Annotated in this window: 15 protein-coding genes; 11 read left to right on the top strand and 4 right to left on the bottom strand. The window is 68.9% G+C overall.

The window, feature by feature from the left end; translation table 11 throughout:
• Positions 1-45 precede the first annotated feature (45 nt).
• Complete coding sequence (gene hrpA / locus AC5P7I_RS01105) at positions 46-4,128, top strand: ATP-dependent RNA helicase HrpA (RefSeq protein ID WP_180835144.1); 4,083 nt, start codon at positions 46-48, stop codon at positions 4,126-4,128.
• A 75-nt stretch (positions 4,129-4,203) separates the two neighbouring features.
• On the opposite strand, the gene AC5P7I_RS01100 is transcribed toward hrpA, so the two are convergent.
• Positions 4,204-4,728 (bottom strand): hypothetical protein, encoded by a 525-nt coding sequence (locus tag AC5P7I_RS01100; protein WP_014648104.1) that lies wholly within the window; start codon positions 4,726-4,728, stop codon positions 4,204-4,206.
• A gap of 130 nt (positions 4,729-4,858) precedes the next feature.
• Here AC5P7I_RS01100 and AC5P7I_RS01095 point away from each other — a divergent pair, with 130 nt between their 5' ends.
• Both AC5P7I_RS01095 and AC5P7I_RS01090 read left to right on the top strand, forming a co-directional pair.
• On the top strand, positions 4,859-7,015 hold the full coding sequence (locus tag AC5P7I_RS01095; RefSeq protein ID WP_180835145.1) for a RelA/SpoT family protein: 2,157 nt from the start codon (positions 4,859-4,861) through the stop codon (positions 7,013-7,015).
• 30 nt (positions 7,016-7,045) lie between these two features.
• Complete coding sequence (locus AC5P7I_RS01090; RefSeq protein ID WP_241887042.1) at positions 7,046-8,611, top strand: hypothetical protein; 1,566 nt, start codon at positions 7,046-7,048, stop codon at positions 8,609-8,611.
• On the opposite strand, the gene AC5P7I_RS01085 is transcribed toward AC5P7I_RS01090, so the two are convergent.
• Positions 8,608-10,707: a glycosyltransferase gene (locus tag AC5P7I_RS01085; RefSeq protein ID WP_262088065.1), complete on the bottom strand. Its 2,100-nt coding sequence runs from the start codon at positions 10,705-10,707 to the stop codon at positions 8,608-8,610. The genes AC5P7I_RS01090 and AC5P7I_RS01085 overlap by 4 nt on opposite strands.
• Before the next feature lie 96 nt (positions 10,708-10,803).
• Here AC5P7I_RS01085 and mrcB point away from each other — a divergent pair, with 96 nt between their 5' ends.
• The 4 genes from mrcB (at position 10,804) to tsaB (ending at position 17,152) form a co-directional block, all read left to right on the top strand.
• Positions 10,804-13,242, top strand: a complete 2,439-nt coding sequence (mrcB, locus tag AC5P7I_RS01080) for a penicillin-binding protein 1B (RefSeq protein ID WP_495222136.1) — start codon at positions 10,804-10,806, stop codon at positions 13,240-13,242.
• Positions 13,239-13,775, top strand: coding sequence for a hypothetical protein (locus AC5P7I_RS01075; RefSeq protein ID WP_262088064.1), 537 nt, complete (start codon positions 13,239-13,241; stop codon positions 13,773-13,775). The genes mrcB and AC5P7I_RS01075 overlap by 4 nt, the downstream gene beginning before the upstream one ends.
• A 605-nt stretch (positions 13,776-14,380) precedes the next feature.
• On the top strand, positions 14,381-16,429 hold the full coding sequence (gene yoaA, locus AC5P7I_RS01070) for a DNA repair helicase YoaA (protein ID WP_262088063.1): 2,049 nt from the start codon (positions 14,381-14,383) through the stop codon (positions 16,427-16,429).
• 9 nt (positions 16,430-16,438) lie between these two features.
• Positions 16,439-17,152 (top strand): tRNA (adenosine(37)-N6)-threonylcarbamoyltransferase complex dimerization subunit type 1 TsaB, encoded by a 714-nt coding sequence (gene tsaB / locus AC5P7I_RS01065; RefSeq protein WP_262088062.1) that lies wholly within the window; start codon positions 16,439-16,441, stop codon positions 17,150-17,152.
• 574 nt (positions 17,153-17,726) lie between these two features.
• Here the strand turns inward: tsaB and AC5P7I_RS01060 are convergent.
• Together AC5P7I_RS01060 and gshB are read right to left on the bottom strand one after the other, a co-directional pair.
• Positions 17,727-18,611: an energy transducer TonB gene (locus tag AC5P7I_RS01060; RefSeq protein ID WP_262088061.1), complete on the bottom strand. Its 885-nt coding sequence runs from the start codon at positions 18,609-18,611 to the stop codon at positions 17,727-17,729.
• Complete coding sequence (gene gshB / locus AC5P7I_RS01055; RefSeq protein ID WP_262088060.1) at positions 18,611-19,558, bottom strand: glutathione synthase; 948 nt, start codon at positions 19,556-19,558, stop codon at positions 18,611-18,613. Before gshB ends, AC5P7I_RS01060 begins: the two co-directional genes overlap by 1 nt.
• Positions 19,559-19,798: 240 nt before the next feature.
• On the opposite strand from gshB, the gene pilG reads away from it, so the two are divergent.
• Genes pilG through AC5P7I_RS01035 form a run of 4 tightly spaced genes read left to right on the top strand, consistent with a single transcriptional unit; the run spans position 19,799 to position 23,189 of the window.
• Positions 19,799-20,200, top strand: coding sequence for a twitching motility response regulator PilG (gene pilG / locus AC5P7I_RS01050; RefSeq protein WP_005418455.1), 402 nt, complete (start codon positions 19,799-19,801; stop codon positions 20,198-20,200).
• Positions 20,201-20,218: 18 nt separating this feature from the next.
• Entirely contained in the window at positions 20,219-20,581 is a 363-nt protein-coding gene (locus AC5P7I_RS01045) for a response regulator transcription factor (RefSeq protein WP_014648093.1), read from the top strand.
• Positions 20,581-21,111 (top strand): chemotaxis protein CheW, encoded by a 531-nt coding sequence (locus AC5P7I_RS01040; RefSeq protein WP_014648092.1) that lies wholly within the window; start codon positions 20,581-20,583, stop codon positions 21,109-21,111. The genes AC5P7I_RS01045 and AC5P7I_RS01040 overlap by 1 nt, the downstream gene beginning before the upstream one ends.
• Positions 21,112-21,152: 41 nt before the next feature.
• Positions 21,153-23,189: a methyl-accepting chemotaxis protein gene (locus AC5P7I_RS01035; protein ID WP_014038185.1), complete on the top strand. Its 2,037-nt coding sequence runs from the start codon at positions 21,153-21,155 to the stop codon at positions 23,187-23,189.
• Positions 23,190-23,259: the final 70 nt, after the last annotated feature.

Below are 23,259 nucleotides of genomic sequence, written 5' to 3'. Positions count from 1 at the left end.
GGTCGTGATGACTGGTCGCTATCAAAGTTTTGAACGAACCGATTGATGAACTCTATCGATAAAAATCCATCGTCCCGCCTGCGCCAACAGCGCGCCGCCATCGACGGCGCCATGAGTCGCGACCGGGGCCGTTTGCTGGGGATGCTCTCGCGTTGCCAGGCCAAGCCACAGGATGCGGCGTTGGCCGCTACCTTCGAGCAGGCCTTGCAGGCGTCGGTGCAGCGCCGGCAGGTCCGGGCGCAGCAGCAGCCGTCCATTACTCTGGACCCGCAGCTGCCGATTGCGCGTGAAGCCGACGCCATCATCGGGCTGATCCGCGACCATCAGGTGGTGGTGATCGCTGGTGAAACCGGCTCGGGCAAGACCACCCAGCTGCCGAAACTGTGCCTGGCCGCAGGCCGTGGCCAGGCCGGCATGATCGGCTGCACCCAGCCGCGACGGATTGCCGCACGTGCGGTGGCAAGCCGCGTGGCGCAGGAACTGCAGAGCGAACTGGGCCAGTTGGTCGGCTACCAGGTGCGCTTCAACGACAAGGTCAGCGACGACAGCCGCATCAAGTTCATGACCGACGGCATCCTGCTGGCGGAGATCGCCAGTGACCGCTGGTTGTCGAACTACGACACGATCATCGTCGACGAGGCGCACGAACGCAGCCTCAACATCGATTTCCTGCTGGGCTACCTGAAGCAGCTGCTGCGCAAGCGCCCGGACCTGAAACTGATCGTCACCTCGGCCACCATCGATACCGAACGCTTCGCCCAGCATTTCGACAATGCGCCGGTGATCAGCGTCGAAGGCCGCACCTACCCGGTGGAAGTGCGCTATCGCGCGCTGGAAGGCGAGGGCGAAGACCAGGGCGAACGCACCGTCAACGACGCCATCGTGTCGGCCATCGACGAGATCACCCGCCTGGATGCGCGCGGCGACGTGCTGATCTTCCTGCCGGGCGAACGCGAGATCCGCGATGCGCACCAGTCGCTGGAGCGCCGCAAGTACCGCAACACCGAGGTGCTGCCGCTCTATGCGCGGCTGTCCAACCAGGACCAGGACCGGGTGTTCAATCCCGGGCCGAACCGGCGCATCGTGCTGGCCACCAACGTCGCGGAGACCTCGCTGACGGTGCCGCGCATCCGCTACGTGGTCGATCCGGGCTTTGCCCGCGTCAAGCGCTACAGTCCGCGCAACAAGCTGGACCGCCTGCACATCGAGCCGATCTCGCAGGCCAGTGCCAACCAGCGCAAGGGCCGCTGCGGCCGTATCGCCGAGGGCATCTGTTACCGCCTGTACGCCGAAGCCGATTTCCAGGCGCGGCCGGAGTTCACCGATCCGGAAATCCGCCGCTCCAGCCTGGCCGGGGTGATCCTGCGCATGCTGCAGCTGGGCCTGGGCCGCATCGAGGAGTTTCCGTTCCTGGAAGCGCCGGACGAGCGTGCGGTGGCCGATGGCTGGCAGCAGCTGACCGAACTGGGTGCGATCGACGCCGAGCGGCGCATGACCACCATCGGCAAGCAGATGGCACGCCTGCCGGTGGACGTGAAGCTGGCGCGCATGCTGGTCGCCGCGCAGGCCGCCGGCTGCCTGCGGCCGATGCTGGTGATCGCCTCGTTCCTGGGCATCCAGGACCCGCGCGAACGTCCGCCCGAAGCACGCGGTGCCGCCGACAGCGCGCATGCGCAGTTCGCCGATGGTCGTTCCGAGTTCGTTGGCGTGCTGCGCCTGTGGGATGCCTACCGGCAGGCCCATGAAGACCTGACCCAGTCCAAGCTGCGCGACTGGTGCGGCCGTCATTTCCTCGGCTTCCTGCGCATGCGCGAGTGGCGCGAGCTGCACCGCCAGCTGCGGCTGCTGTGCGAGGAACTGGGCTGGAAGGAAGAGGCCAGCGAGGCGTCGATGGCGCCGTTGCTGGCCGGCAGCAGTGCGCCGGCGGCAGCGCGTGATGATGCCGCCGCAGTGAAGGCCACCCGTGGCCAGCTGCACCGCGCTGCACGCCTGGCCCGCGAAGGCAAGGCCGAAGCGGTGCCGACGCCGGTGGCCGTACGTGCACAGAAGGAGCAGGCACCGGCGGGCGGCGGCTTCAGCGAACGCGTGCGCGCGGCTGCCTACCAGACCCTGCACCGGGCGTTGGTGGCGGGCCTGCCGACGCAGATCGGGCACCGCACCGAGAAGGGCGATTTCCAGGCGCCACGCCAGCGCCGTTTCCTGCCGTTCCCCGGTTCGGCGCTGTCCAAGCGCCCGCCGCCGTGGTTGCTGGTGGCCAACCTGCTGGACACGCAGAAGGTCTGGGGCATGACCCTGGCCGCGATCGAGCCGGACTGGGTCATCGCCGAACTGCCGCACCTGCTGCTGCGCAAGCACTTCGACCCGCACTGGTCGCGCGCGCAGGGCCAGGTGCTGGCCTCCGAGCAGATCAGCCTGTTCGGCCTGGTGCTGGCACCGAAGAAGCCGGTGCACTACGGCCGCATCGCACCGGGCGAGGCGCACGACATCTTCGTGCGCCAGGCGCTGGTGACCGGCGAGATCAACACCCGCGCCAGCTTCGTGGCCGACAACCAGAAAGTGCTGGAGGTCGCCCGCGAGGAGGAAGCGAAGCTGCGCCGCGCCGGCATCGTGGCCGACGAGGACTGGCAGGCGCGCTGGTACCTGGACCGGGTGCCGCCGCAGATCCATTCGGCCGCAGGGCTGGATACCTGGTGGAAGGGGCTGGCGCCGGAACAGCGCAAGACCCTGCACTGGTCACTGGTCGACCTGTTGCCGGGTGAGGGCAGCGAACAGGAGCGCTACCCGAAGTACCTGCCACTGGGCCAGGCGCGCCTGCCACTGCACTACCGCTTCGAGCCGGGTGCCGATGATGACGGCGTGACCCTGGACGTGCCGCTGCACCTGCTCAACGCGCTGGACCCGGTGCAGCTGGGCTGGCTGGCGCCTGGCTTCGTCGCCGACAAGGCTTCGGCACTCATCCGCAGCCTGCCCAAGGCGATGCGCCGCAACTACGTGCCGGCGCCGGACTTCGGTCGTGCGTTCTTCGAGGCATTCCCGCAGCCCAGCGCCGATGCCATCACTGGCGAACTGGCGCGCTTTTTGTCACGTGCCACCGGCGCGACGGTGACGGCGCTCGATTTCGAACCCGCTTCGATCGAACCGCACCTGCACATGAACCTGCGCCTGCGCGACGAGCACGGCAAGGTGCTGGCGACCTCGCGGGATCTGGATGCGTTGCGCGCGAAATTCGGCGGCCGTGCCGGCGATGCCTTCGCTGCACGGGCGGGGCGCGAGATGGCGGCCGATGGCCTGCGCACGTTCCCGGCCGCGCCGATTCCGCTGCAGGTGCCCGGTGAAGCCGGCGTTCCGGCCTATCCGGCGCTGCTGGACGAGGGCGACAGCGTGGCGCTGCGCATCTTCGCCGATCGCCAGCAGGCGCAGGAGGCCCACCCGCTGGGTGTGCGCCGGCTGCTGGAGATTGCCCTGGCCGAGAAGGTCAAGCAGGCGCGCAAGCAGCTGCCGGTGGGTGCCAAGACCGGCCTGCTGTATGCCGCGATCGAATCGCAGGAACGCCTGCGTGGAGACCTGGTGGATGCGGCGATGAACGCGGTGCTGGCCGAAGGCCTGGAAGACATCCGCGATGCGGCAGCCTTCGAGCAACGCCGCGAGCATGCGGCCAAGGCCCTGTTCGGCGAGGCGATGTCGCGGCTGAAACTGGCCGAGTCCATCCTGGCGCTGGTGGCGGAACTGAAGCCGTTGCTGGAGGCGCCGTTGATGGGCTGGGCGCGTGGCAACCTGGACGACATGGAAGCGCAGCTGGCCGGGCTGATCCACCCCGGCTTCCTGCGCGACACGCCGGCCGACGCGCTGGCGCAGTACCCGCGCTACCTGAAGGCGATGATCCTGCGCACCGAGCGTGCCAAGCGTGATCCGCCGCGTGACCAGGCGCGCATGCTGGAATTGCACCCGTTCCTGGAGGCGCTGGAAGCGGGCGAGCAGCAGGGCCTGCGTGATCGCCCGCAATGGCAGGCGCTGCGTTGGGATCTGGAAGAGCTGCGGGTGTCGTTGTTCGCGCAGGAGCTGGGGGCACGCACCGGCATTTCGGCGAAGAAGCTGGCGCAGCGGGTGGCTGCACTTCGCCAGGCGTGAACGCGCGCCATGGTCGCCCCATCGGGCGACCATGGCCGCCGGGCATGGATCCGGCACGGCCGGAATGCCCGGGCGTTACTTGGTGCGACGAACCTTCGGTTGCACGTTCACCCCGTCCACCTTCATGTACCAGGCGCCCATCACGCCTGGGCGCATGCTGACGTTCGGCGCTTCCTTGCGGCCACCGGAATAGTGCGTGGCGTCTATCTGCTCCCACTCCTGGCCGTTCTGCAGCACGTAGCGGCGGCCCTGGCCGAAGCCACGGAATTCGCCCTGCAGGGTGCTTTCGATCGGTTCGCTGCTGCCGAAGTCCAGGAAGCCGCGGTTCTTCTTGATCACTTCCTGGCGGCCTTCTTCGCGCGCTGCGGCGACGGCCTGGGTGGTGGCCGCCTCGACCTTGCCCTGCAGCCAGCGGTTGAGCGTGGCCAGTTCAGCGGCGCTGAGCTTGTCCAGGCCGGCGGCCTTGAACTCGGTGGGCGACATCTGCTGCTGCAGGTCGCCCTCCACCACGCGCTGGGCCAGCGCAGGCGCGGACAGGGACAGCAACACGGCGGCACAGGCCAGCAGCCGTGGACGGACGCGCAGGGCAATCGAAGGCATGGCGGGTCTCTCCTGGATGTGTTGGCGAGTGTAGCGGCATGTCTTCATGCCGGGTGATGGTGGCCGCAGTGATTGTCCCTGAACGACGCCGGCGCTAGTGTAGGGGCCTCTGTCTTGCCTGCTCGATGCTGTGAACCGCGCTTCCGTCCCTGGCCTGGATGCCTTGTTGAACCGTCCCTCGGCAGCGGTGCTGCCTGCTCCGCTGCGCCAGGCCCTGCGCGAGCATTGGGAAGCGCCGGATTGCGACCACCAGATGCGTGCCACATGGTCGGTGCTGGGCGATACCCTCGATGCGCTGGCGATGCTCTCGGCCGACGAAGGCGCGGTGGTGGCAGCATTGCTGTTCGACCTGCCGGGCCTGCGTGCCAGCCTGGACCAGCTGCCGCTGGGCAACCACCAGGCGGCGGTGATCGGCCTGCTCGACGGCCAGGATGCCGCCGACCCGGTGTGGGCGCTGCACGCCGGCCGTGAGGCCGGACGCAACAGCGAGGGCCTGCGCCGGCTGCTGCTGGCGATCATCCGCGACCTGCGCGTGGTGCCGATCCTGCTGGCGCGCCAGCTCGCGAGGATGCGCGCGGCCGACAAGCTGGACGACGAGCAACGCCGCGCGCTGGCCCAGCTGACCCGCGACATCCACGCGCCCCTGGCCAACCGCCTGGGCATCTGGCAGCTGAAGTGGGAGCTGGAGGACCTGGCGTTCCGCCACCTGGAACCGGAAACCTACCGCCGCATCGCCCGCGAGGTGGACGAAACCCGCATCGCCCGCGAGCGTTACGTCGAGAACGTCAAGAAGGTGCTGTCGCGCGAGCTGGTCGCCCAGGGCATCAGGGCCGAAGTCAGCGGCCGCCCGAAGCACATCTACAGCATCTGGCGGAAGATGCAGAAGAAGCGGCTGGCCTTCGACCAGCTGTATGACATCCGTGCGGTGCGCGTGATGGTCGACGACGTCGCCGCCTGCTACGCCGCGCTGGGCGTGGTGCACGCGCTGTGGGCGCCGGTACCAAGCGAGTTCGATGATTACATCGCACGCCCGAAGGCCAACGACTATCGCTCGCTGCATACCGCCGTGGTCGGCCCGGAAGGTCGCACCATCGAAGTGCAGATCCGTACCCATGAAATGCACTCGCAGGCCGAGCTGGGCGTGGCCGCGCACTGGAAGTACAAGGAAGGCGGCAAGGGCGCGGAGAAGTCCTTCGATCGCAAGATCACCTGGATGCGCCAGCTGCTGGAGCAGGCGCAGGACGGGCAGGGCAATGAACTGGCCGGGGCGCTCGATGCCGAGCTGACCGAGGACCGGGTCTATGCGCTGAGCCCGAAGGACGAGGTGCTGGACCTGCCGCAGGGCGCTACGCCGCTCGATTTCGCCTACCAGGTGCACACCATGGTCGGGCACCGCTGCCGCGGCGCCAAGGTCAACGGCCGTATCGTGCCGCTGACCTATCGCCTGCGCAGTGGCGACCGCGTCGAGATCCTGACCGGCAAGGAGGCCGACCCGCGCCGCGACTGGCTGATGCCGGCCAATGGCTTCCTGGCCAGCAACCGCTCGCGCGAGAAGGTGCGCAGCTGGTTCCACAAGCTGGACCGCGCGCGCAACGTGCAGGCCGGTCGCGAGCTGCTCGAGCGCGAGCTGAAGCGGCTGGGCCTGCAGCACTCGGACCTGGCCGTCGCGGCCAAGAAGTTCCATGCCGACAGCGTCGATGACCTGTACATCCAGGTGGCGCTGGGCGATACCGGCCCGAACCAGGTCAGCCGGACGTTGCTGGAGGCGGAACGTGCCGCCAGCCAGCCCGCGCCCGCGCCGACCCTGCCGCGGCCGACCGCGCGCCGCGAGAACCTGGGCAAGTCCAAGTTCACCGTGCAGGGCGTGGGCAACCTGCTGGTGCAGCTGGCACGCTGCTGCCAGCCGGTGGCCGGCGAGCCGATCGTCGGCTACCTGACCCGTAGCCGTGGTGTCACTGTGCATCGTGCAGACTGTGCCGCGCTGGCCCGGCTGGCCGCCGCCAGCCCGCAGCGCATCCTGCCGGTGGAGTGGGGCCAGGCCGGTGGCGGCTACGAAGTGGACGTGGTGGTCGACGCGGTCGACCGCCGCTGGCTGCTGAAGGACATCACCAACCTGATCGCCCAGGAAGACGCTTACGTGCTCGACATCCACAGTGACAACGTGCGCAACAGTGGCCGTGCCCATCTGCGGCTGCGGCTGAAGGTCAGCGACTACGGGCAGTTGTCGACGCTGCTGGGCAAGCTTGATGCGCTGCCGGGCGTGAGCGAGGCACGTCGCCTCGGCTGAGCTTCACGCTGCCCCGGCTACCCTGCACGCATGGAACGCGAGCCCCCGCATCGCCCGCATGGCGCTGAACATCCTGCGCTGGACCGCGTCCGTCGCGAGGGTCGCTGGTGGTGGCTGCAGGCACGCCATGCGCGCCGGGTCTGGCGCTGGGCGCTGCTTGCGGCGCTGGCCGTGTTCGTGCTGCTGGTCCTGCTGCGCAAGCCGCTGGCCGACTGGTTCTGGGATGAGCCGCAGATCGAACAGCTGCTGGCCGAGGGGGATCGTGCGCTGGCCGCCGGTCGTTTGAGCGATGCCGATGGCAGTGGTGCGCGCGAGCGCTACCAGGCGGTGCTGGCGCTGGACGGTGATCGCCCGCAGGCGCGCCAGGGCCTGGCCAATACCGGCGCGGCAGCGCTGCAACAGGCGCGCGATCGCCTGCACGCCGGTGACCTGGACGGCAGCGCGCAGGCACTGGCACTGGCCCGTGAGCTGCAGGTGCCGCAGGGCGAAGCCGATGCGGTCGCCCGCCAGCTGCAGGCGCGACGCAGTGCCGGAGCCGGTATTGGTGCGTTGTTGGCCCAGGCGCGCAACGCGTTCGCGGCCGGACGCCTGGATGATGGCGACAGCAGTGCGTTGCCCTTGTTCCAGCGCATCCTTGCCCTGCAGCCGGACAACCTGCCGGCGCTGGAAGGTCGCGAAGATGCGCTGAGCGACCTGCTGCTGCAGGCGCGCACGCTGGCAGGGCGCGGAGAGCTGGCCGAGGCGGCCGCGATCCTGCGTCGTGCCCGCCAGTTCGATGCCGGTCATGCCGATCTGCCGGCCAGCGAGGAAGCCCTGGCGCGCGCGGTGGACCAGCGCCTGCGGCAGGCGCAGCGGGCACTGCAACGACAGCAGCTGGACGCCGCAGCCCAGGGTTTCCTGGCAGTGCTTGCGGTGGCGGCCGACGATCCCAATGCCCAGCGGGGGCGTGAGCAGGCGCTGCAGGCGGTGGTCGTGCGCAGCCAGACATCCGCCGACGACTTCCGGTTCGATGCGGCGCAACGCGATGCAGCCCTGGCGGCGGAGCTGGGCGCTTCGCAGGCAATCCGGCAGCAACTGGCACAGCGCCTGCAGCGTGCGCGCCAGGCGCAACAGGCCCTGCAGCAGCCCGCGATCAGTACGGCGCAGCGCGAACGCCAGCTGCGCGACCACCTGCGCAAGATCGAGCGTGCCGAACGTGCAGGGCAGTGGATCAGCCCACCGGGGCACAGCGCGTTCGACGCACTGCGCGAAGCCCAGTCACTGGCCCCCCGCGACACGCGGGTGAAGGCTGCCGCAGCACGCCTGCTGCCCGCCAGTCGCCGCTGCTTCGACGACAATCTGCGGCAGAACCGGGTACAGGCGGCGGGTGCCTGCCTGCAGGCCTGGCAGACGCTGTCACCGACCGCAGCGGGCCTGCCCTCGGCGCGGCTGCGGTTGGCCCAGCGCTGGCTGGCGATCGGCAGCGAACGGCTCGGCAATGGCGACCTGGCCTTTGCCGCGCACGCTGCCGAACAGGCGCGGTTGCTGCAACCGGACCTGGCCGAACTGCCGGCGTTCGAAGACCGCCTGCGTCGCGCCGGTGGACGGGCGGACTAGGCGAAGAACACCCGCTGCACGGTCGCGCGGGCGGCATCAAGTGAGAAATGCTGGGCGACGTTGGCCAGGCCGGCATCGGACAACTGCTGCCACAGCTGTGGATCCTGGTACAGGCGGATCACCGCATCGGCGAATCCGACAGCGTCATCGGCCACCAGCACGTCCTGGCCGGGATGCAGGTGCATGCCTTCCACGGCGCAGGTGGTACCGACCACCGGCTGGCCGTGGGCCATGCTCAGGTTGATCTTGCCCTTCACGCCGGCGCCGAACCGCAGCGGCGCAATGGCGATGCGCGCGCCGTCCATGTAGGGCGTGATGTCTTCGACGAACCCGTGCATCTGCACACCGGGCTGGCGTGCGGCCAGTGCCAGCAGCGACTCCGGCGCCGCGGCGCCGATGCAGTGCAGGCGCACTTCCGGCAACCGGGCGCGGATGCGGGCAAAGACCTCGCCGATGAACCATTCCATGCCGTCCAGGTTCGGCGGATGACGGAAGCCACCGACAAACACCAGGTCGCGCCGCTGCTCGAATACGGCGCCGGCACCGGCGACCTCATGCAGGTTGGAGATCAGCTCCACCCGCACCTGCGGCGCATCGGACTGCAGCTGCTCCCGTTCGGCCGCACTGACCAGCACGGTGATGTCGCACTGCTCCATCACGGCCAGTTCGCTGCTGCGGGTACGTTCCGCTGCACGCAGCAGGGTTGCGTCGCCGGCGACTTCGGCACCGCGGCGTTCGCGCAGGTAGTGCAGGTCAACGGTGTCGAACACGGTCCGTGCCTGCGGTGCATAGCGCTTGAGCAGCGGCAGGCATTCGTGGGCGACGTGGTGACGCACCAGCATTGCCACGTCGAAACGCGATCCGTGGCTGCGCAGCCAGCCGGCTACGCCGTCCAGGAAGGGCGCGTACCAGACTTCCACGCCCATCCGTTGCAGCGCTTCGGTGGCCGCACCGGCGTGCTCGCGCCGGGTCGGTACGAACACAACGTGGGCGCCGCCCTGCAGCAGCAGGCGGATCAGATTGACCTGGCGCAGTGACCCGGAATCGCGATCCGGCTGCGGTACTTCCTCGTCCAGGATCAGCACCTGGCGCCGGCCGCGCAGCAGCAGCGTCGGAGACGGCACTTCGCCGACCGCCGGATGACGGCCCAGTTCGGTGGCCCAGCGGGCGGCGAAGATGGCCTGGTTGCGTACCTGGTAGGCCTTCACCCCGCTGCCGGTGTCGGTACCGTTGCTGGTGCCTTCGTCGTGGATCACCCGGCTGGCCGGCTGCACCAGCACGCGCAGGCCGTGTGCACGCACGCGGAAGGCCAGGTCGGTGTCCTCGTAGTAGGCCGGCTTGTAGCGGGTGTCGAAGCCGTCCAGCTGCTGCCAGAGGGCGCGTGGCAGCATCAGCGCCGCGCCCGAGCAGTAGTCGACGTCGCGCAGGCTGGCAAAGCGCGGATCATCGGCGGCCTCGAAGCGGCCGTAGCTCCAGCCACTGCCATCGGCGAAGATCACCCCGCCCGACTCCTGCAGGCGGCCATCCGGGTACAGCAGCTGGCTGCCGACCAGGCCGGCGTCGGGCACGCTGCCGAAGGTGTCCAGCAGGGCGTCGAGCCAGCCCGGCTGCGGCACCGTATCGTTGTTCAGCAGTACCACGTAGCGGCCGCGTGCGCGCGATACACCGTCATTGCAGGCTTCAATGAAGCCGCCGTTGTGCGCGCGCACTTCATAGCGCAGCCCGGCCACCTGCGGCATCCACTGCACGGTGGCATCGCTGCTGCCGTCATCCACTACCAGGATCTCGCACGCGGCGGCCGGCGGGTGCGCCGCCAGGGCGCGCAGGCAGGCCACGGTGTGGGCGACGTGGTTGTAGACCGGGATGACGATGCTCACCTCCGGCGACTCGCTGAACGGCACCGTGAAGGGGGCGAAATCCTGCGCTGGCGGCAGGAACAGTGGCGTGCGCGGGGCGGGGACGGCGCGCTGGGCATGCACGCGGATGCGTTGCCAGGTGGCACGCCAGCCACGGGTGCGCAGGCTTGCCAGGCTCCGGCGGGCCAGGCCCGACAGGCGGTTGATCAGGTATCGGATCTCGGCCAGGGACATCGCCATCCGGTTGCAACTCCAGCTTAAGCAGGGGAACCCGGGAGAATTCGCCAGCCGCAGCGGCTGGGGTAGACTCGCCAGACCCTACATTCTCGCATTCCCGTGCCCCGACGCTACGATTCCGACGACATCGACGATTCCGACGACGACCAGCAGGACAACGGTCCGCTGTGGCGGCGCCGGCTGATCACCTGGAGCATGGCTGCGGTCGCGTTGGGATTGGGTTTCCTCATTCCCTATACGCTGTACCTGAACCAACAGGTGACCCAGCGTTTCGGTGAACTGCGCTGGCAGATCCCGACGCGCGTGTACGCGCGCCCGCTGGTGCTCACCCCCGGCAAGGCGATGGATGCGTCTACGCTGAAGACCGAGCTGGCCGCCTCTGCCTACCGCGATGACGGGCAGGGCAAGGAGCCGGCCACCTATGCGGTGAACGGCGGGCGCTTCGTCATCTCCAGCCGCGGCTTCAACGACGTTGACGGCCGGGTGGCCCCGCGCCGGGTGGAGCTGTCGCTGGCCGATGGCGGCGTGGCCTCGCTGCGCGACGCCGACAACCGCAAGGCGCTGAAGGCCGCGCGGCTGGATCCGGCGCGCATCGCCACCCTGTACGGCCAGAAGCAGGAAGAGCGCCGCCTGATCCGCATGGACGAGGCGCCGGACCTGCTGGTGACTGGCCTGCAGGCGGTGGAGGACAAGGACTTCAACCGCCACCACGGCATCGACCTGTCCGGCATCGCGCGCGCGGTGTGGGTGACGATCCGTTCCGGTGGCCAGAGCCGCCAGGGCGCTTCGACGCTGACCCAGCAGCTGGCCCGCAGCGGCCTGCTCGGCATCGGCAAGGAGCAGACGGTCACCCGCAAGTTCAATGAGGTGCTGTACGCACTGATCATGGAAGCGCGTTATGACAAGCGCACCATCTTCGAGGCCTATCTCAACCAGGTGTACCTGGGCCAGCGCGGCAGCCAGGCGATCCATGGCATGTCCTCCGGCGCCGAGTTCTGGTTCGGCCGTGACCTGCAGTCGCTGGAGACCGAGCAGATCGCACTGCTGATCGGCCTGGTCAAGGGGCCGTCCTTCTACGACCCGCGGCGCAACCCGGAGCGCGCGCTGGATCGCCGCAACTTCGTGCTGGGCAAGCTGCACGAGGCCACGCTGATCGACGATGCCGAGTACCAGCGCGCGCTGAAGGCACCGCTGGGCGTGCCCAAGACGCCCGGCCTGGTGGCAGCCAACCGCTTCCCGGCCTACGTTGACCTGGTCCGCCGCCAGCTCGGCCATGACTATCCGGAATCGGCGCTGCAGGGCGCGGGCCTGAGCGTGATGACCGGCATGTCGCCGTCCGCGCAGGCCTATGCCGAAGGCGCGGTGACCCGCACCATCAAGTCGCTGGAAAGCAAGCGCCGCCCCGAGCTGCAGGCCGGCATGGTGCTGACCGACGTGCACAACGGCGACGTGCTGGCGGTGATCGGCAGCCGCGAGGTGTCCGAGGTCGGCTTCAACCGCGCGATCGAGGCGCAGCGTCCGGTCGGTTCGCTGCTCAAGCCGTTCGTCTACCTGCTGGCCCTGGCGCAGCCGGACCGTTACTCGCTGGCCAGCTGGGTGGATGATTCGCCGGTGACGGTGCAGCTCGGCCGCGGCCGCAACTGGAGTCCCGGCAACGCGGACAACCGCAGCCACGGCACGGTGCGCCTGATCGACGCACTGGCGCATTCCTACAACCAGGCCACGGTGCGCGTGGGCATGCAGGTTGGCCCGGAGCGCGTGACCCAGCTGATCCATGTCCTGGCCGGCATCAAGGCTGACGCCAACCCGGCGGTGATCCTCGGCTCGACCGACCAGAGCCCGTACGCGATGGCGCAGCTGTACCAGTTCCTGGCGTCCGGCGGCGAGATCCAGCCGCTGCACGCGGTGCGTGGCGTGCTCGATCCGCAGGGCAAGCTGCTCAAGCGATACGACAAGACCCCGGCACCGGCGCAGGAAGGCGACTCGATTGCCGCCAACCTGATCAGTGTCGGCCTGCAGCAGGTGGTCGCCAGCGGTACCGCGCAGCGGCTCAATGCCGATGGCCTCGGCCGCCTGCAGCCCGCCGGCAAGACCGGCACCACCAACGATGGCCGTGACAGCTGGTATGCCGGCTACACCGGTGATCACCTGGCAGTGATCTGGATCGGCAACGACCAGAACGCGCAGGCCGGCCTGTATGGCGCCACCGGCGCGATGCGGGTCTGGTCGGGCATCTTCCAGCGCCTGCCGAGCGCGCCGCTGCGGGTCAGCAACAAGGGCCTGGACTGGCAGTCGGTGGCCCCCACCGGCCTCAACAGCACCGATGAAGGCTGCCCCGGCGCGCGTCGTTTCCCGTTCGTGGTGGGCTATGCGCCTGCTTATGCGCCGTGCGCGCCGGCCGCGTCGCCGGAGGGGCAGGGCGAGGCCGACGGCGAGGGCGGTGGCTGGCGCAGCTGGTTGGGCCTGGACCGCAAGCCGGAAGCGCCTGCCGAACCTGCCGCGGCACCTGCCGCCGCCACTCCTCCCCCGAGCCGATGATACCGATGAACATGCGATCCCTGATGCAGCCCCTGGCCCTGACCGGCCTCAGCCTGGCCCTGGCCGCCTGCGTGAGCAGCGCACCACCGGTGGTCAAGCCGGTCGATACCACCACGCCGGCGCAGCGCCTGGCTGCGGTGGATGCTGCAGCGGGTCCGGACGACAAGGAATTGTCGGTACAGCCGCTGCGTGATTCGCAGGTGGAAGATCTGCGGGTAACCGCACTGGCACAACGCCAGGCGAACGACCTGGCCGGCGCGGCCAGCAGCCTGGACCACGCGCTGGAGATCGTGGCGGGTGACCCGGCAGTGCTGCAGGAACGTGCCGAACTGGCGCTGCTGCAGGGCCAGTGGGCGCAGGCGGAGACGTTCGCGCGCAAGGCGGTGGATCTGGGCTCGAAGACCGGGCCGCTGTGCCGCCGGCATTGGGCGACGATCGAGCAGTCGCGCCTGGCGCGGGGCGAGAAGGAGAATGCGGTGTCGGCGCATGCGCAGATTGAGGGCTGCACGGTGCCGGGGATCAAGCGGTACTGAATTTCCAGCCAACGGCGCAGCCCCTCGTGGCTGTGGGTTGGTCGCTGAAGCCAGAAGCAAAAGCCGCGCTTGGCCGGGCGGGGTGGGTTCGCGGGGGACGCCGTGAACCCGTCCCTGGGGGCTTGGCCGCGGCATCCATGCCGCGGACACCCCCGCGAACCCACCCCGCCCAACCTCTGACAGTTTCCGTGTGCGTCCAGCCACGGAAAAGAAAAAGAAAATCAAAAGCGGGTCGCGCGCTGCGCGCACTCGTTGTGGGGTCGTATCCGTTTTCCGCAGGAAAACGGATACGACCCCTTCTTGTTTCCGTTCCACCCACCGCTTCTGAAAGGGCAGTCGAGCAAGCTCGACGCGACGCCGCGCGTGCATCCGTCACTGGGAAACTGTCGAAGGCGGGGCGGGAGGGGCAGGCAGGACCGTTGGCGCCATGGATGGCGCCATCGAGCCCCCATGGACGGGTTTACGGCGTGTCCTGCCTGCCCCTCCCGCCCCGCCAAACACGCAGCAACCCAGAGCCATGAACCACGCTGTTGCTGTTGCCGTTGCTGTTGCCCTGGCTTGAAACGGGTGCCGGGCAGCGCCCGGCCGGGTATCCTCTCCCTCTGATGTCCGACCTTGTCCATGCCAGCCGCGAAGCCCTCAGCGAAGGCGGCGCGCTCGCCTCGCATCTGGATGCCTTTGTCCCGCGTCCGGCACAGCTGCACCTGACCGACGCCATCGCCGAAACGCTGCAGCAGCGCGACCTGCTGCTGGCCGAGGCCGGTACAGGCACCGGCAAGACCTTCGCCTATCTGGTGCCGGTGCTGCTGTCCGGGCTGCGCACCATCATCTCCACCGGTACCCGCGCGTTGCAGGACCAGCTCTACCACCGCGATCTGCCGCGCGTGCGCCAGGCACTGGGCGTTGGCCTGCGCAGCGCGCTGCTGAAGGGGCGCGCGAATTACCTGTGCCGCTACCGCCTGCAGCAGGCGCGGGGCGAACCGCGTTTTTCCAGCCCGGAGCAGGCTGCGCAGTTCCAGCGCATCCTGGCCTGGTCCGGCCGTTCGGAGTTCGGTGACATCGCCGAACTGGAAGGCTTGGCCGATGACTCGCCGCTTCTGCCGATGGTCACTTCCACGGTCGACAACTGCCTGGGTACCGATTGCCCGTTCTGGGACGACTGCTTCGTGGTGCGCGCGCGCCAACGTGCGCAGGCTGCCGACGTGGTGGTGGTCAACCACCACCTGCTGCTGGCCGACCTGGCACTGAAACAGGACGGCTTCGGTGAGTTGCTGCCGGGGGCGCAGGCCTTTGTCATCGACGAGGCGCATCAGCTGCCCGAGTTGGCCGCGCAGTTTTTCGGCGAAGGCTTCGGCATGCGCCCGTGGCAGGAACTCGGCCGCGACTGCCTGGCCGAGGCGCGCGGCGTAGGCGGCGCGCAGTCGGCCCTGCAGGAACCGGTCGACCAGTTGCAGCAGGCGTTGCTGGCGCTGCGCTCGGCGATGGAGGGGCTGCCGCCACGGGGTACGCAGTGGCGTGCGCTGGCGATGCCACAGGTGCGCGATGGATTCGATACGGTGATGGCCGGCCTGGTGACGCTGGAGCAGGCACTGCAACCGCTGCGCGAGGCGGCGGCGGGTCTGGATGCCTGTCATGCGCGGGCACGCGAGGCGGTGTCGCGGCTGCAGCGCTGGCTGGGCGATGATGAGCCCACCCTCGATTTCGATACCGATCCGGCGGAGACCCCCCGTGCCGCCGATGTGCTCTGGTATGAGCTCACCCCGCGTGGTTTCCGCTGCCAGCGCACGCCGATGGATGTGTCCGGCCCGCTGCGCGAGCATCGCGAGCGCAGCCGCGCGGCATGGATCTTCACCTCGGCCACGCTGACCGTGGGCGGTGGCTTCGACCACATCGCCACGCGCCTGGGCCTGGACGATCCGCACACGCTGGTCCAGCCGAGCCCGTTCAACTGGCCCGAGCAGGCGTTGTGCTACCTGCCCGAAGGCCTGCCCGATCCGGCGGCGCGCGGGTTTGGCACCGCGCTGATCCAGACCTTGCGGCCGGTGTTGCAGGCCTCGCAGGGCAGGGCGTTCCTGTTGTTCGCCTCGCACCGTGCATTGCGCGAGGCCGCCGAGGCACTGCGCGACGGGCCGTGGCCGTTGTTCGTGCAGGGCGAGGCGCCACGCGCGGCGCTGCTGCAGCGTTTCCGCGAATCGGGCAATGGCGTGCTGCTGGGCTCGGCCAGTTTCCGCGAGGGCGTGGACGTGGTCGGCGAAGCGCTGAGCGTGGTGATGATCGACAAGCTGCCGTTCGCGGCACCGGATGACCCGGTATACGAGGCGCGGCTGGAGGCGATCCGCAGCCAGGGGGGCAACCCGTTCCGCGACGAGCAGCTGCCGCAGGCGGTGATCGCCCTGAAGCAGGGCGTTGGCCGCCTGATCCGCAGCGAAAGCGACCGGGGCGTGCTGGTCCTGTGCGATCCGCGCCTGCTCAACCGTGGCTATGGCCGGGTCTTTCTTGAGTCGCTGCCGCCGTTCCGGCGCACCCGCAGCCTGGCCGATGTGCAGGCCTTCTTTAGGCCACAATGGCTGCCCGTGGCCGATGATGCGGCTGCCCCGGCCGCCGTTGCGGCGGGCCCGGAGCCTGCTCCCGGTGCCACGTTCCCCTTGTTCTGACCTGATCCAATGAAACTGCTTGCCTTTGAAACCGCCACCGAAGCCTGTTCCGTTGCCCTGCATGTCGATGGGCAGGTGCTGGAACGCTTCGAGCTCGCCCCGCGCCGGCACGCCGAGTTGAGCCTGCCGTGGGCCGAGGCGCTGCTGGCCGACGCCGGCATCAGCCGTCGCCAGCTTGATGGCATCGCCCTCAGTCGCGGTCCGGGTGCGTTCACGGGCGTGCGCCTGGCGATTGCCATTGCCCAGGGCATCGCACTGGCACTGGACCGCCCGCTGCTGCCGGTCTCGACGCTGCAGGTATTGGCGCTGCGCGCACCGGCGGAAGAAACGCAGATCCTGTCGGCCATCGATGCGCGGATGGGCGAATTCTACGTCGCCCGCTTCGAGCGCGTGGACGGCCTGCCGGTCGCGCGCGATGCCGAGCGCGTCTGCGCGCCGGCAGCGGTGGCGCTGCCGGAAGGGCTGTCGGCCTACGGTGTCGGTACCGGGTTCGCCGCAGCCGAGGGTGCGCTGGTCGCGCAGCTCGGTACTGGCCTGCGCGGATTCGACGCCACGGCATTGCCGCGTGCGTCGGACGTGCTCGCACTGGCGGTGCCGGCGTTCGCGCGCGGCGAAGCCATTGCACCGGAGAAGGTCGAGCCGGCCTACCTGCGCGACAACGTGGCACTGACCCTGGTCGAGCAGCAGGCCGCGCGCGAGGCGAAGGCGAAGGCCAACGGCTGAGCCCCTCGTGGCGGGGTTGGTTGATCGCATAAACCCAAAGCCGCGCTTGGCCGGGCGGGGTGGGTTCGCGGGGGACGCCGTAAACCCCGCTCCGCGGTCCGGCCCAGCCGCTGGCGGCTGGGCGTTCGGGCGCTTGCGAAGCAGTGCTTCGCAAGCAAAGCGCCCTCACCCATGGGGGCTTGGCCGCGGCATCCATGCCGCGGACACCCCCGCGAACCCACCCCGCCCGACCTCTGACAGTTTCCGTGTGCGTCCGCCACGGAAAATCAAAAGAAAATCAAAGTCAACAGCGGATCGCTTCGCTCGCATCCACGCGTAGCGTGGATGTGTGTCGACCAAGGTCGACACCTACCAACAGCAATGATGCGTCGGGATCTGTCAGAGGCGGGGCGGTATGGGCTTGCAGGACCGTTGGCGCCATGGATGGCGCCATCGAGCCCCCAGGGACGGGTTTACGGCGTGTCCTGCAAGCCCATACCGCCCCGCCAAACCCAATATCCCGACCGCTGCTGTTGATGTTGACTTTGACTTTGCTTCCAGCGGGTCCCGGGCCGCAGGCCCGGGCAACAAACCCCTACCGGTCGTCGTGCAGGGTGCCACCCGGCAGGAACATCCAGGTGCGGGTGACCTGCAGGATGTCGATCTCGTCCTCGGTCTTCGGCAGCGGCGGGAATGGCTGCGCAAGCTGCACCACCCGCAGCGCCGCCTCATCCAGCAACGGCGTCCCGCTTGAACGCAGGATCCGGCTGCTTTCCACGCTGCCATCGCGGCGCACGCCCACGCTGATCACCACCTGGCCGCCGAGCCGGCGCTGCCGGGCCTCGTCCGGGTAATTCAGGTTGCCGACGCGCTCGGCGCGGTCGACCCAGGCGCGCAGGTAATTGGCGTAGGCATATTCGCGCGTGCTGGCCGACACGAACTTGCGGTTCGGGCGCTTGGCGTACTGCGCCGAGCGCAGATGCACCTCGGCCGCCAGCCGCGCCATCTCGGCATCACGCTGCTCGCGTGCCGTCAGCGGTGCATCCGGTTCGGGCTGCTCCGGTGTCGGGCGCGCCTGCGCCTGGGCCACTGCCTCTTCGCCGTTGCGGCTGCTGACCACCCGCGCCTGCGGCGGGGGCGCCGGCGCGGCCGATTGCTGCTGTTGCGGCACCGGGCTCAGCCCCGCCTGGGCCTGCGGAACGATGCCGGCCTGGTTGTCGCGCGGGCGCTGCGCACGGTCGTGCTCGCCGCCACCTTCCTGGCTGGCGGCGGCAAGGAAATCGGCCTGCTTCGGGGTCAGTGCGGTGCGGGTCTGGCTGAAGATCACCTCCAGCGTCGGCACCAGTGGTGCGTCGCCTTTCACCGCAAAACCCACGCCCAGGATCAGCAGGGCGTGGACCACGATCGACAGCGCGATGGTCGCGCCCAGCCGTTGCGCTTCGCGCGCCGGCGGGGGCAGGACGGCAGGTGCGGCCGCCATCAGCGCAGGCTGGCCTCGAGCGCGTCGAACAGGGTGCCGGCGATGTTCAGGCCGTACTGCGCGTCGAGCTCGCGCACGCAGGTCGGGCTGGTCACGTTGACCTCGGTCAGGTAATCGCCGATCACGTCCAGGCCGACGAAGCGCATGCCACGGCGCTTCATCTCCGGGCCAACCTGGCCGGCGATCCAGCGGTCACGCTCGCTCAGCGGGCGCCCTTCGCCACGGCCGCCAGCCGCCAGGTTGCCGCGGAACTCGTCACCCTGGGGAATGCGCGCCAGGCAGTAGTCGACCGGTTCGCCGTCGACCAGCAGGATGCGCTTGTCGCCGGCCGTGATGTCGGGAATGAACTTCTGGGCCAGCGCCAGCTTGCGGCCGCCGTCGGTCAGGGTTTCCAGGATCACGTTCAGGTTCGGATCGCCCTGGCCGCTGCGGAAGATCGAGCGGCCGCCCATCCCATCCAGCGGCTTCAGCACGGCCTGGCCGTGCTCCAGCGCGAAGGCCTTCAATGCCTTGGCATCGCGGCTGACCAGGGTCGGCGGGCAGCACTGCGGGAACAGCAGGGCGGCCAGCTTCTCGTTGTAGTCGCGCAGGCCCTGCGGGTTGTTGACCACGCAGGCGCCGGCAGCGGCAGCCACGTCCAGCACCTGCGTGTCGTAGATGTACTCGGCGTCGACGGGCGGGTCCTTGCGCATCAGCACGATCTGGCCGCGACCGAACGCGGTACGGCTGAACGCGCCCAGCTCATACCAGCCGGCCGGGTCGTCGCGCACCTGCAGCGGTGCGGTCTGGGCCACCGCCACGCCACCTTCCAGGGCCAGCCCGCCGGGCCGCACGTAGTGCAGGGCATGGCCACGGCGCTGGGCTTCCAGCAACATGGCGAAGGTGGTGTCCTTGGCGATCTTGATGTGGGCGATGGGGTCCATCACCACGATGACGTTCAACGGCATGGGCGCACCTGTCAGGCAAGGCGTTGATGGTAGCGGCAACGCCGGCCGTGTGCCTCCCCGCCGTAGTGCAACGCAGCGTCCGCCTGCCGGCAGCGCAGTCATTGCGAACCCGGTCACGTTCAGCCCGGTGCTACCCCCTGCGCGGCAGGCCGGCCTTGAAGCGGGCGCGGGAAGTGCGATATAGATACGCTTTCGCAGCGGCTCCCGCCAGAGATTGGGCCGTGCGCTTGGGGATAGGCAATGACTGAAAACACGACTGCGGGCGGGGAACTCGCAGGACTCCGGGTGATGGTCATCGATGATTCGAAGACCATCCGCAGGACTGCGGAAACGCTGCTCAAGCGCGAAGGCTGCGAGGTGGTCACCGCCACCGACGGCTTCGAAGCGCTTGCCAAGATCGCAGACCAGCAGCCGCAGATCATCTTCGTCGACATCATGATGCCGCGCCTGGATGGCTACCAGACCTGTGCGCTGATCAAGGGCAACCAGCTGTTCAAGGCGACCCCGGTGATCATGCTGTCGTCCAAGGATGGTCTGTTCGACAAGGCGCGGGGGCGCATCGTCGGCTCGGAGCAATACCTGACCAAGCCTTTCACGCGCGAAGAACTGCTGGGTGCCATCCGCACATACGTCAACGCCTGACCAGGGGGGAAAGGCACAATGGCTCGTATCGTCCTGATCGAGGATTCACCGACCGACCGCGCGGTGTTCACCCAGTGGCTGCGCCGTGCCGGCCACGAGGTGCTGGAAGCGGACAACGCCGAGGATGGCCTGCAGCTGGTCCGCGACCAGGCGCCGCAGCTGGTGCTGATGGACGTGGTCCTGCCCGGCATGAGCGGGTTCCAGGCCACCCGGGCGATGGCCCGCGATGCGGCGATCAAGCACATCCCGGTGATCATCGTCAGCACCAAGGCGATGGAAACCGACAAGGCCTGGGGCCTGCGCCAGGGCGCAGCCGATTACATCGTCAAGCCGCCGCGCGAGGATGAACTGATCGCGCGGATCAACGAACTGGTGGCCTGATGCGCTCGCCCTTCGACATCCTTGAAGCCTACGAACGACGCAGCCTGGCCCATGCAGTGCAGCTGCCCGGGCGGCAGTTCGCCCAGGACCTGTGGCGTGGCGTCGGTTACCGGGTCGGCCAGCGCCGGCTGGTGTCCGATTTCCGCGAAGTGGTGGAAATCGTGCCGATGCCGCCGGTGACCCCGGTGCCCTGCGCGCAGCCCTGGCTGCTGGGCGTGGGCAACCTGCGTGGCAACCTGTTTCCGGTGGTCGACCTGAAGTACTTCCTGGAAGGCACGCGCACCGTGCAGCAGGAAGGCCAGCGCGTGCTGATCATGCGCCAGGCTGGCGGCGACGTCGCACTGACCATCGATGAACTGTTCGGCCAGCGCAGCTTCGAGCTGGACCAGCAGATCGACGCGGGCACGTTGGCCGAAGGCCGCTACGGCCATTTCGTTGACCGTGCCTTCCATGCCGACGGCCATGACTGGGGCGTGTTCTCGCTCTCGCTGCTGTCGCGCACCCCTGAATTCCGGCAAGCCGCGGCCTGAGGCCGGGCATCGCCCCCTGCATTGAAGATCGAGGTTGAACGATGAGTACTGCTTCGGACGCCACCAAGACCGGCAAGCTGCGGCTGGGCGGCAGCAACCTCTGGCTGTTCCTGCTGCTGGCATCGATGATCCTGTTCGGCGTCAACACCGGCGTCGCCACCTGGCAGGGCAGCCGCCTTGCCGACGCCGGCTCCAAGGCCGCCGACCTGCAGGTGCTGTCGCAGCAGCTGGCCAACCAGGGACGTGACGCGGTCGGCGGCAACGCCCAGGCCTTCACCGCCTTCAAGGCCACCCGCAACGCGATCGAACAGAACGTGTCGACGCTGCAGGGCCGCTATGGCAAGGAGCCGGGCGTGTCCGGCGCCATCGCCACCCTGGGCGAAACCTGGGCGCCGCTGGGCAAGCAGGCCGGGCAGCTGGTGGCCAGCGAGCCGGCGGTGCTGGCGCTGGCCGGCAATGCCAACAATTTCACCGGCGCGGTGCCGGGCCTGCAGGCCCAGCTGAACGAGCTGGTGCGCGCGATGTCCGCCTCCGGCGCCCCCTCGTCGCAGGTGTACAGCGCACTGCAGCAGGTCGTGGTGGCCGGTTCGATGGCCCGTCGGGTGACCGAAATGCGTGCCGGTGGCAGCGCCGCGGCGACCTCCGGGGATGCGCTGGCGCGTGACATCACCGTGTTCTCGCAGGTGCTCGACGGCCTGCGCAACGGCAACGAGGAACTGGGCATCACCGCCGTGCGCGGTGCTGCCGCCGTGGCCGCACTGGAGCAGTCGCAGCAGAAGTGGGAAGCGATGAAGCAGGACGCCGATGCGATCCTGGCCAGCTCGCGCCAGCTGTTCGCGGCGCAGTCCGCCGCCACCGCGCTGGGCCAGGGCTCGGCACACATGCTGGACGACAGCCGCAAGCTGTTCGATGCGTTCTCCTCGTTCGGCTCGGTGTCCGACACCCGCCTGTTCCCGAACTTCTGGATCGGCGTGGTGTCCGGCGCGCTGTCGCTGATCGCGATCATCGGCTTCGTCTCCACCAACGTGCGCAGCCGCTCGCGCGAGCAGGAACTGCGTTACCAGACCCAGGTGGAATTCAACAGCCGCAACCAGCAGGCGATCATGCGGCTGCTGGACGAAATCTCCTCGCTCGGTGAGGGTGACCTGACGGTGAAGGCCTCGGTGACCGAGGACATGACCGGCGCGATCGCCGACGCGATCAACTATGCGGTGGACGAGCTGCGCCACCTGGTGACCACCATCAACGACACCTCGGCCAAGGTCGCGATGTCCACCCAGGAAACCCAGGCCACCGCGATGCAGCTGGCAGAGGCGGCGGGCCACCAGGCCAACCAGATCACCTCCGCCTCGGACCGCATCGGTGAAATCGCAGCGAGCATCGAGCAGGTGTCGCGCAACTCGGCCGAGTCGGCCGACGTGGCACAGCGCTCGGTGGTGATCGCCGCCGAAGGCGCCGGCGTGGTGCGCGAGACCATCCAGGGCATGGACCAGATCCGCGACCAGATCCAGGAAACCTCCAAGCGCATCAAGCGCCTGGGCGAGTCGTCGCAGGAAATCGGCTCGATCGTGGAACTGATCAATGACATTTCCGAGCAGACCAACATCCTGGCGCTGAACGCGGCGGTGCAGGCGGCGTCGGCGGGTGAAGCGGGCCGCGGTTTCGCGGTCGTGGCCGACGAAGTGCAGCGCCTGGCAGAACGTACCTCGGGTGCGACCCGACGCATCGAAAACCTGGTCCAGGCCATTCAGGCCGATACCAACGAAGCGGTCACCTCGATGGAGCAGACCACGGCCGAAGTGGTGTCCGGTGCGCGCCTGGCCGAGGACGCCGGTACCGCGCTGACCGAGATCGAGCGCGTGTCCAACGCCCTCAATACCCTCATCAAGAACATCTCCATCGCCGCCCAGCAGCAGTCGGCCGCGGCCTCGGACATCACCCGCACCATGGGCGTGATCCGGCAGATCACCGGCCAGACCTCGCAGGGTGCCGGGCAGACCGCAGAGTCGATCGGCCACCTCGCGCAGCTGGCGGCGGACCTGCGCCGTTCGGTCGCCGACTTCAAGCTGCCGGCGTGACGCGGGCAGGGCGGCGAGCAAGGAACCAGTCGATGAAGCATTTCCATTCCCCACGCCAGAATCCGCGCGG

Source organism: Stenotrophomonas sp. YJH_SMC_138, from assembly GCF_059369855.1.
The sequence above is the reverse complement of the archived record's forward strand: the minus strand, read 5'-3'. Positions and strand labels throughout refer to the sequence as shown.

Bases quoted from the DNA above. Each gene is read 5' to 3' on its own strand.
- pilG (WP_005418455.1), top strand. From the start codon at position 19,799: ATGACTGAAAACACGACTGCGGGCGGGGAACTCGCAGGACTCCGGGTG.
- AC5P7I_RS01090 (WP_241887042.1), top strand. From the start codon at position 7,046: ATGGAACGCGAGCCCCCGCATCGCCCGCATGGCGCTGAACATCCTGCG.
- yoaA (WP_262088063.1), top strand. From the start codon at position 14,381: ATGTCCGACCTTGTCCATGCCAGCCGCGAAGCCCTCAGCGAAGGCGGC.
- tsaB (WP_262088062.1), top strand. From the start codon at position 16,439: ATGAAACTGCTTGCCTTTGAAACCGCCACCGAAGCCTGTTCCGTTGCC.
- AC5P7I_RS01085 (WP_262088065.1), bottom strand. From the start codon at position 10,707: ATGGCGATGTCCCTGGCCGAGATCCGATACCTGATCAACCGCCTGTCG.
- AC5P7I_RS01040 (WP_014648092.1), top strand. From the start codon at position 20,581: ATGCGCTCGCCCTTCGACATCCTTGAAGCCTACGAACGACGCAGCCTG.
- AC5P7I_RS01060 (WP_262088061.1), bottom strand. From the start codon at position 18,611: ATGGCGGCCGCACCTGCCGTCCTGCCCCCGCCGGCGCGCGAAGCGCAA.
- AC5P7I_RS01100 (WP_014648104.1), bottom strand. From the start codon at position 4,728: ATGCCTTCGATTGCCCTGCGCGTCCGTCCACGGCTGCTGGCCTGTGCC.
- AC5P7I_RS01045 (WP_014648093.1), top strand. From the start codon at position 20,219: ATGGCTCGTATCGTCCTGATCGAGGATTCACCGACCGACCGCGCGGTG.
- gshB (WP_262088060.1), bottom strand. From the start codon at position 19,558: ATGCCGTTGAACGTCATCGTGGTGATGGACCCCATCGCCCACATCAAG.
- AC5P7I_RS01035 (WP_014038185.1), top strand. From the start codon at position 21,153: ATGAGTACTGCTTCGGACGCCACCAAGACCGGCAAGCTGCGGCTGGGC.
- AC5P7I_RS01075 (WP_262088064.1), top strand. From the start codon at position 13,239: ATGATACCGATGAACATGCGATCCCTGATGCAGCCCCTGGCCCTGACC.
- hrpA (WP_180835144.1), top strand. From the start codon at position 46: ATGAACTCTATCGATAAAAATCCATCGTCCCGCCTGCGCCAACAGCGC.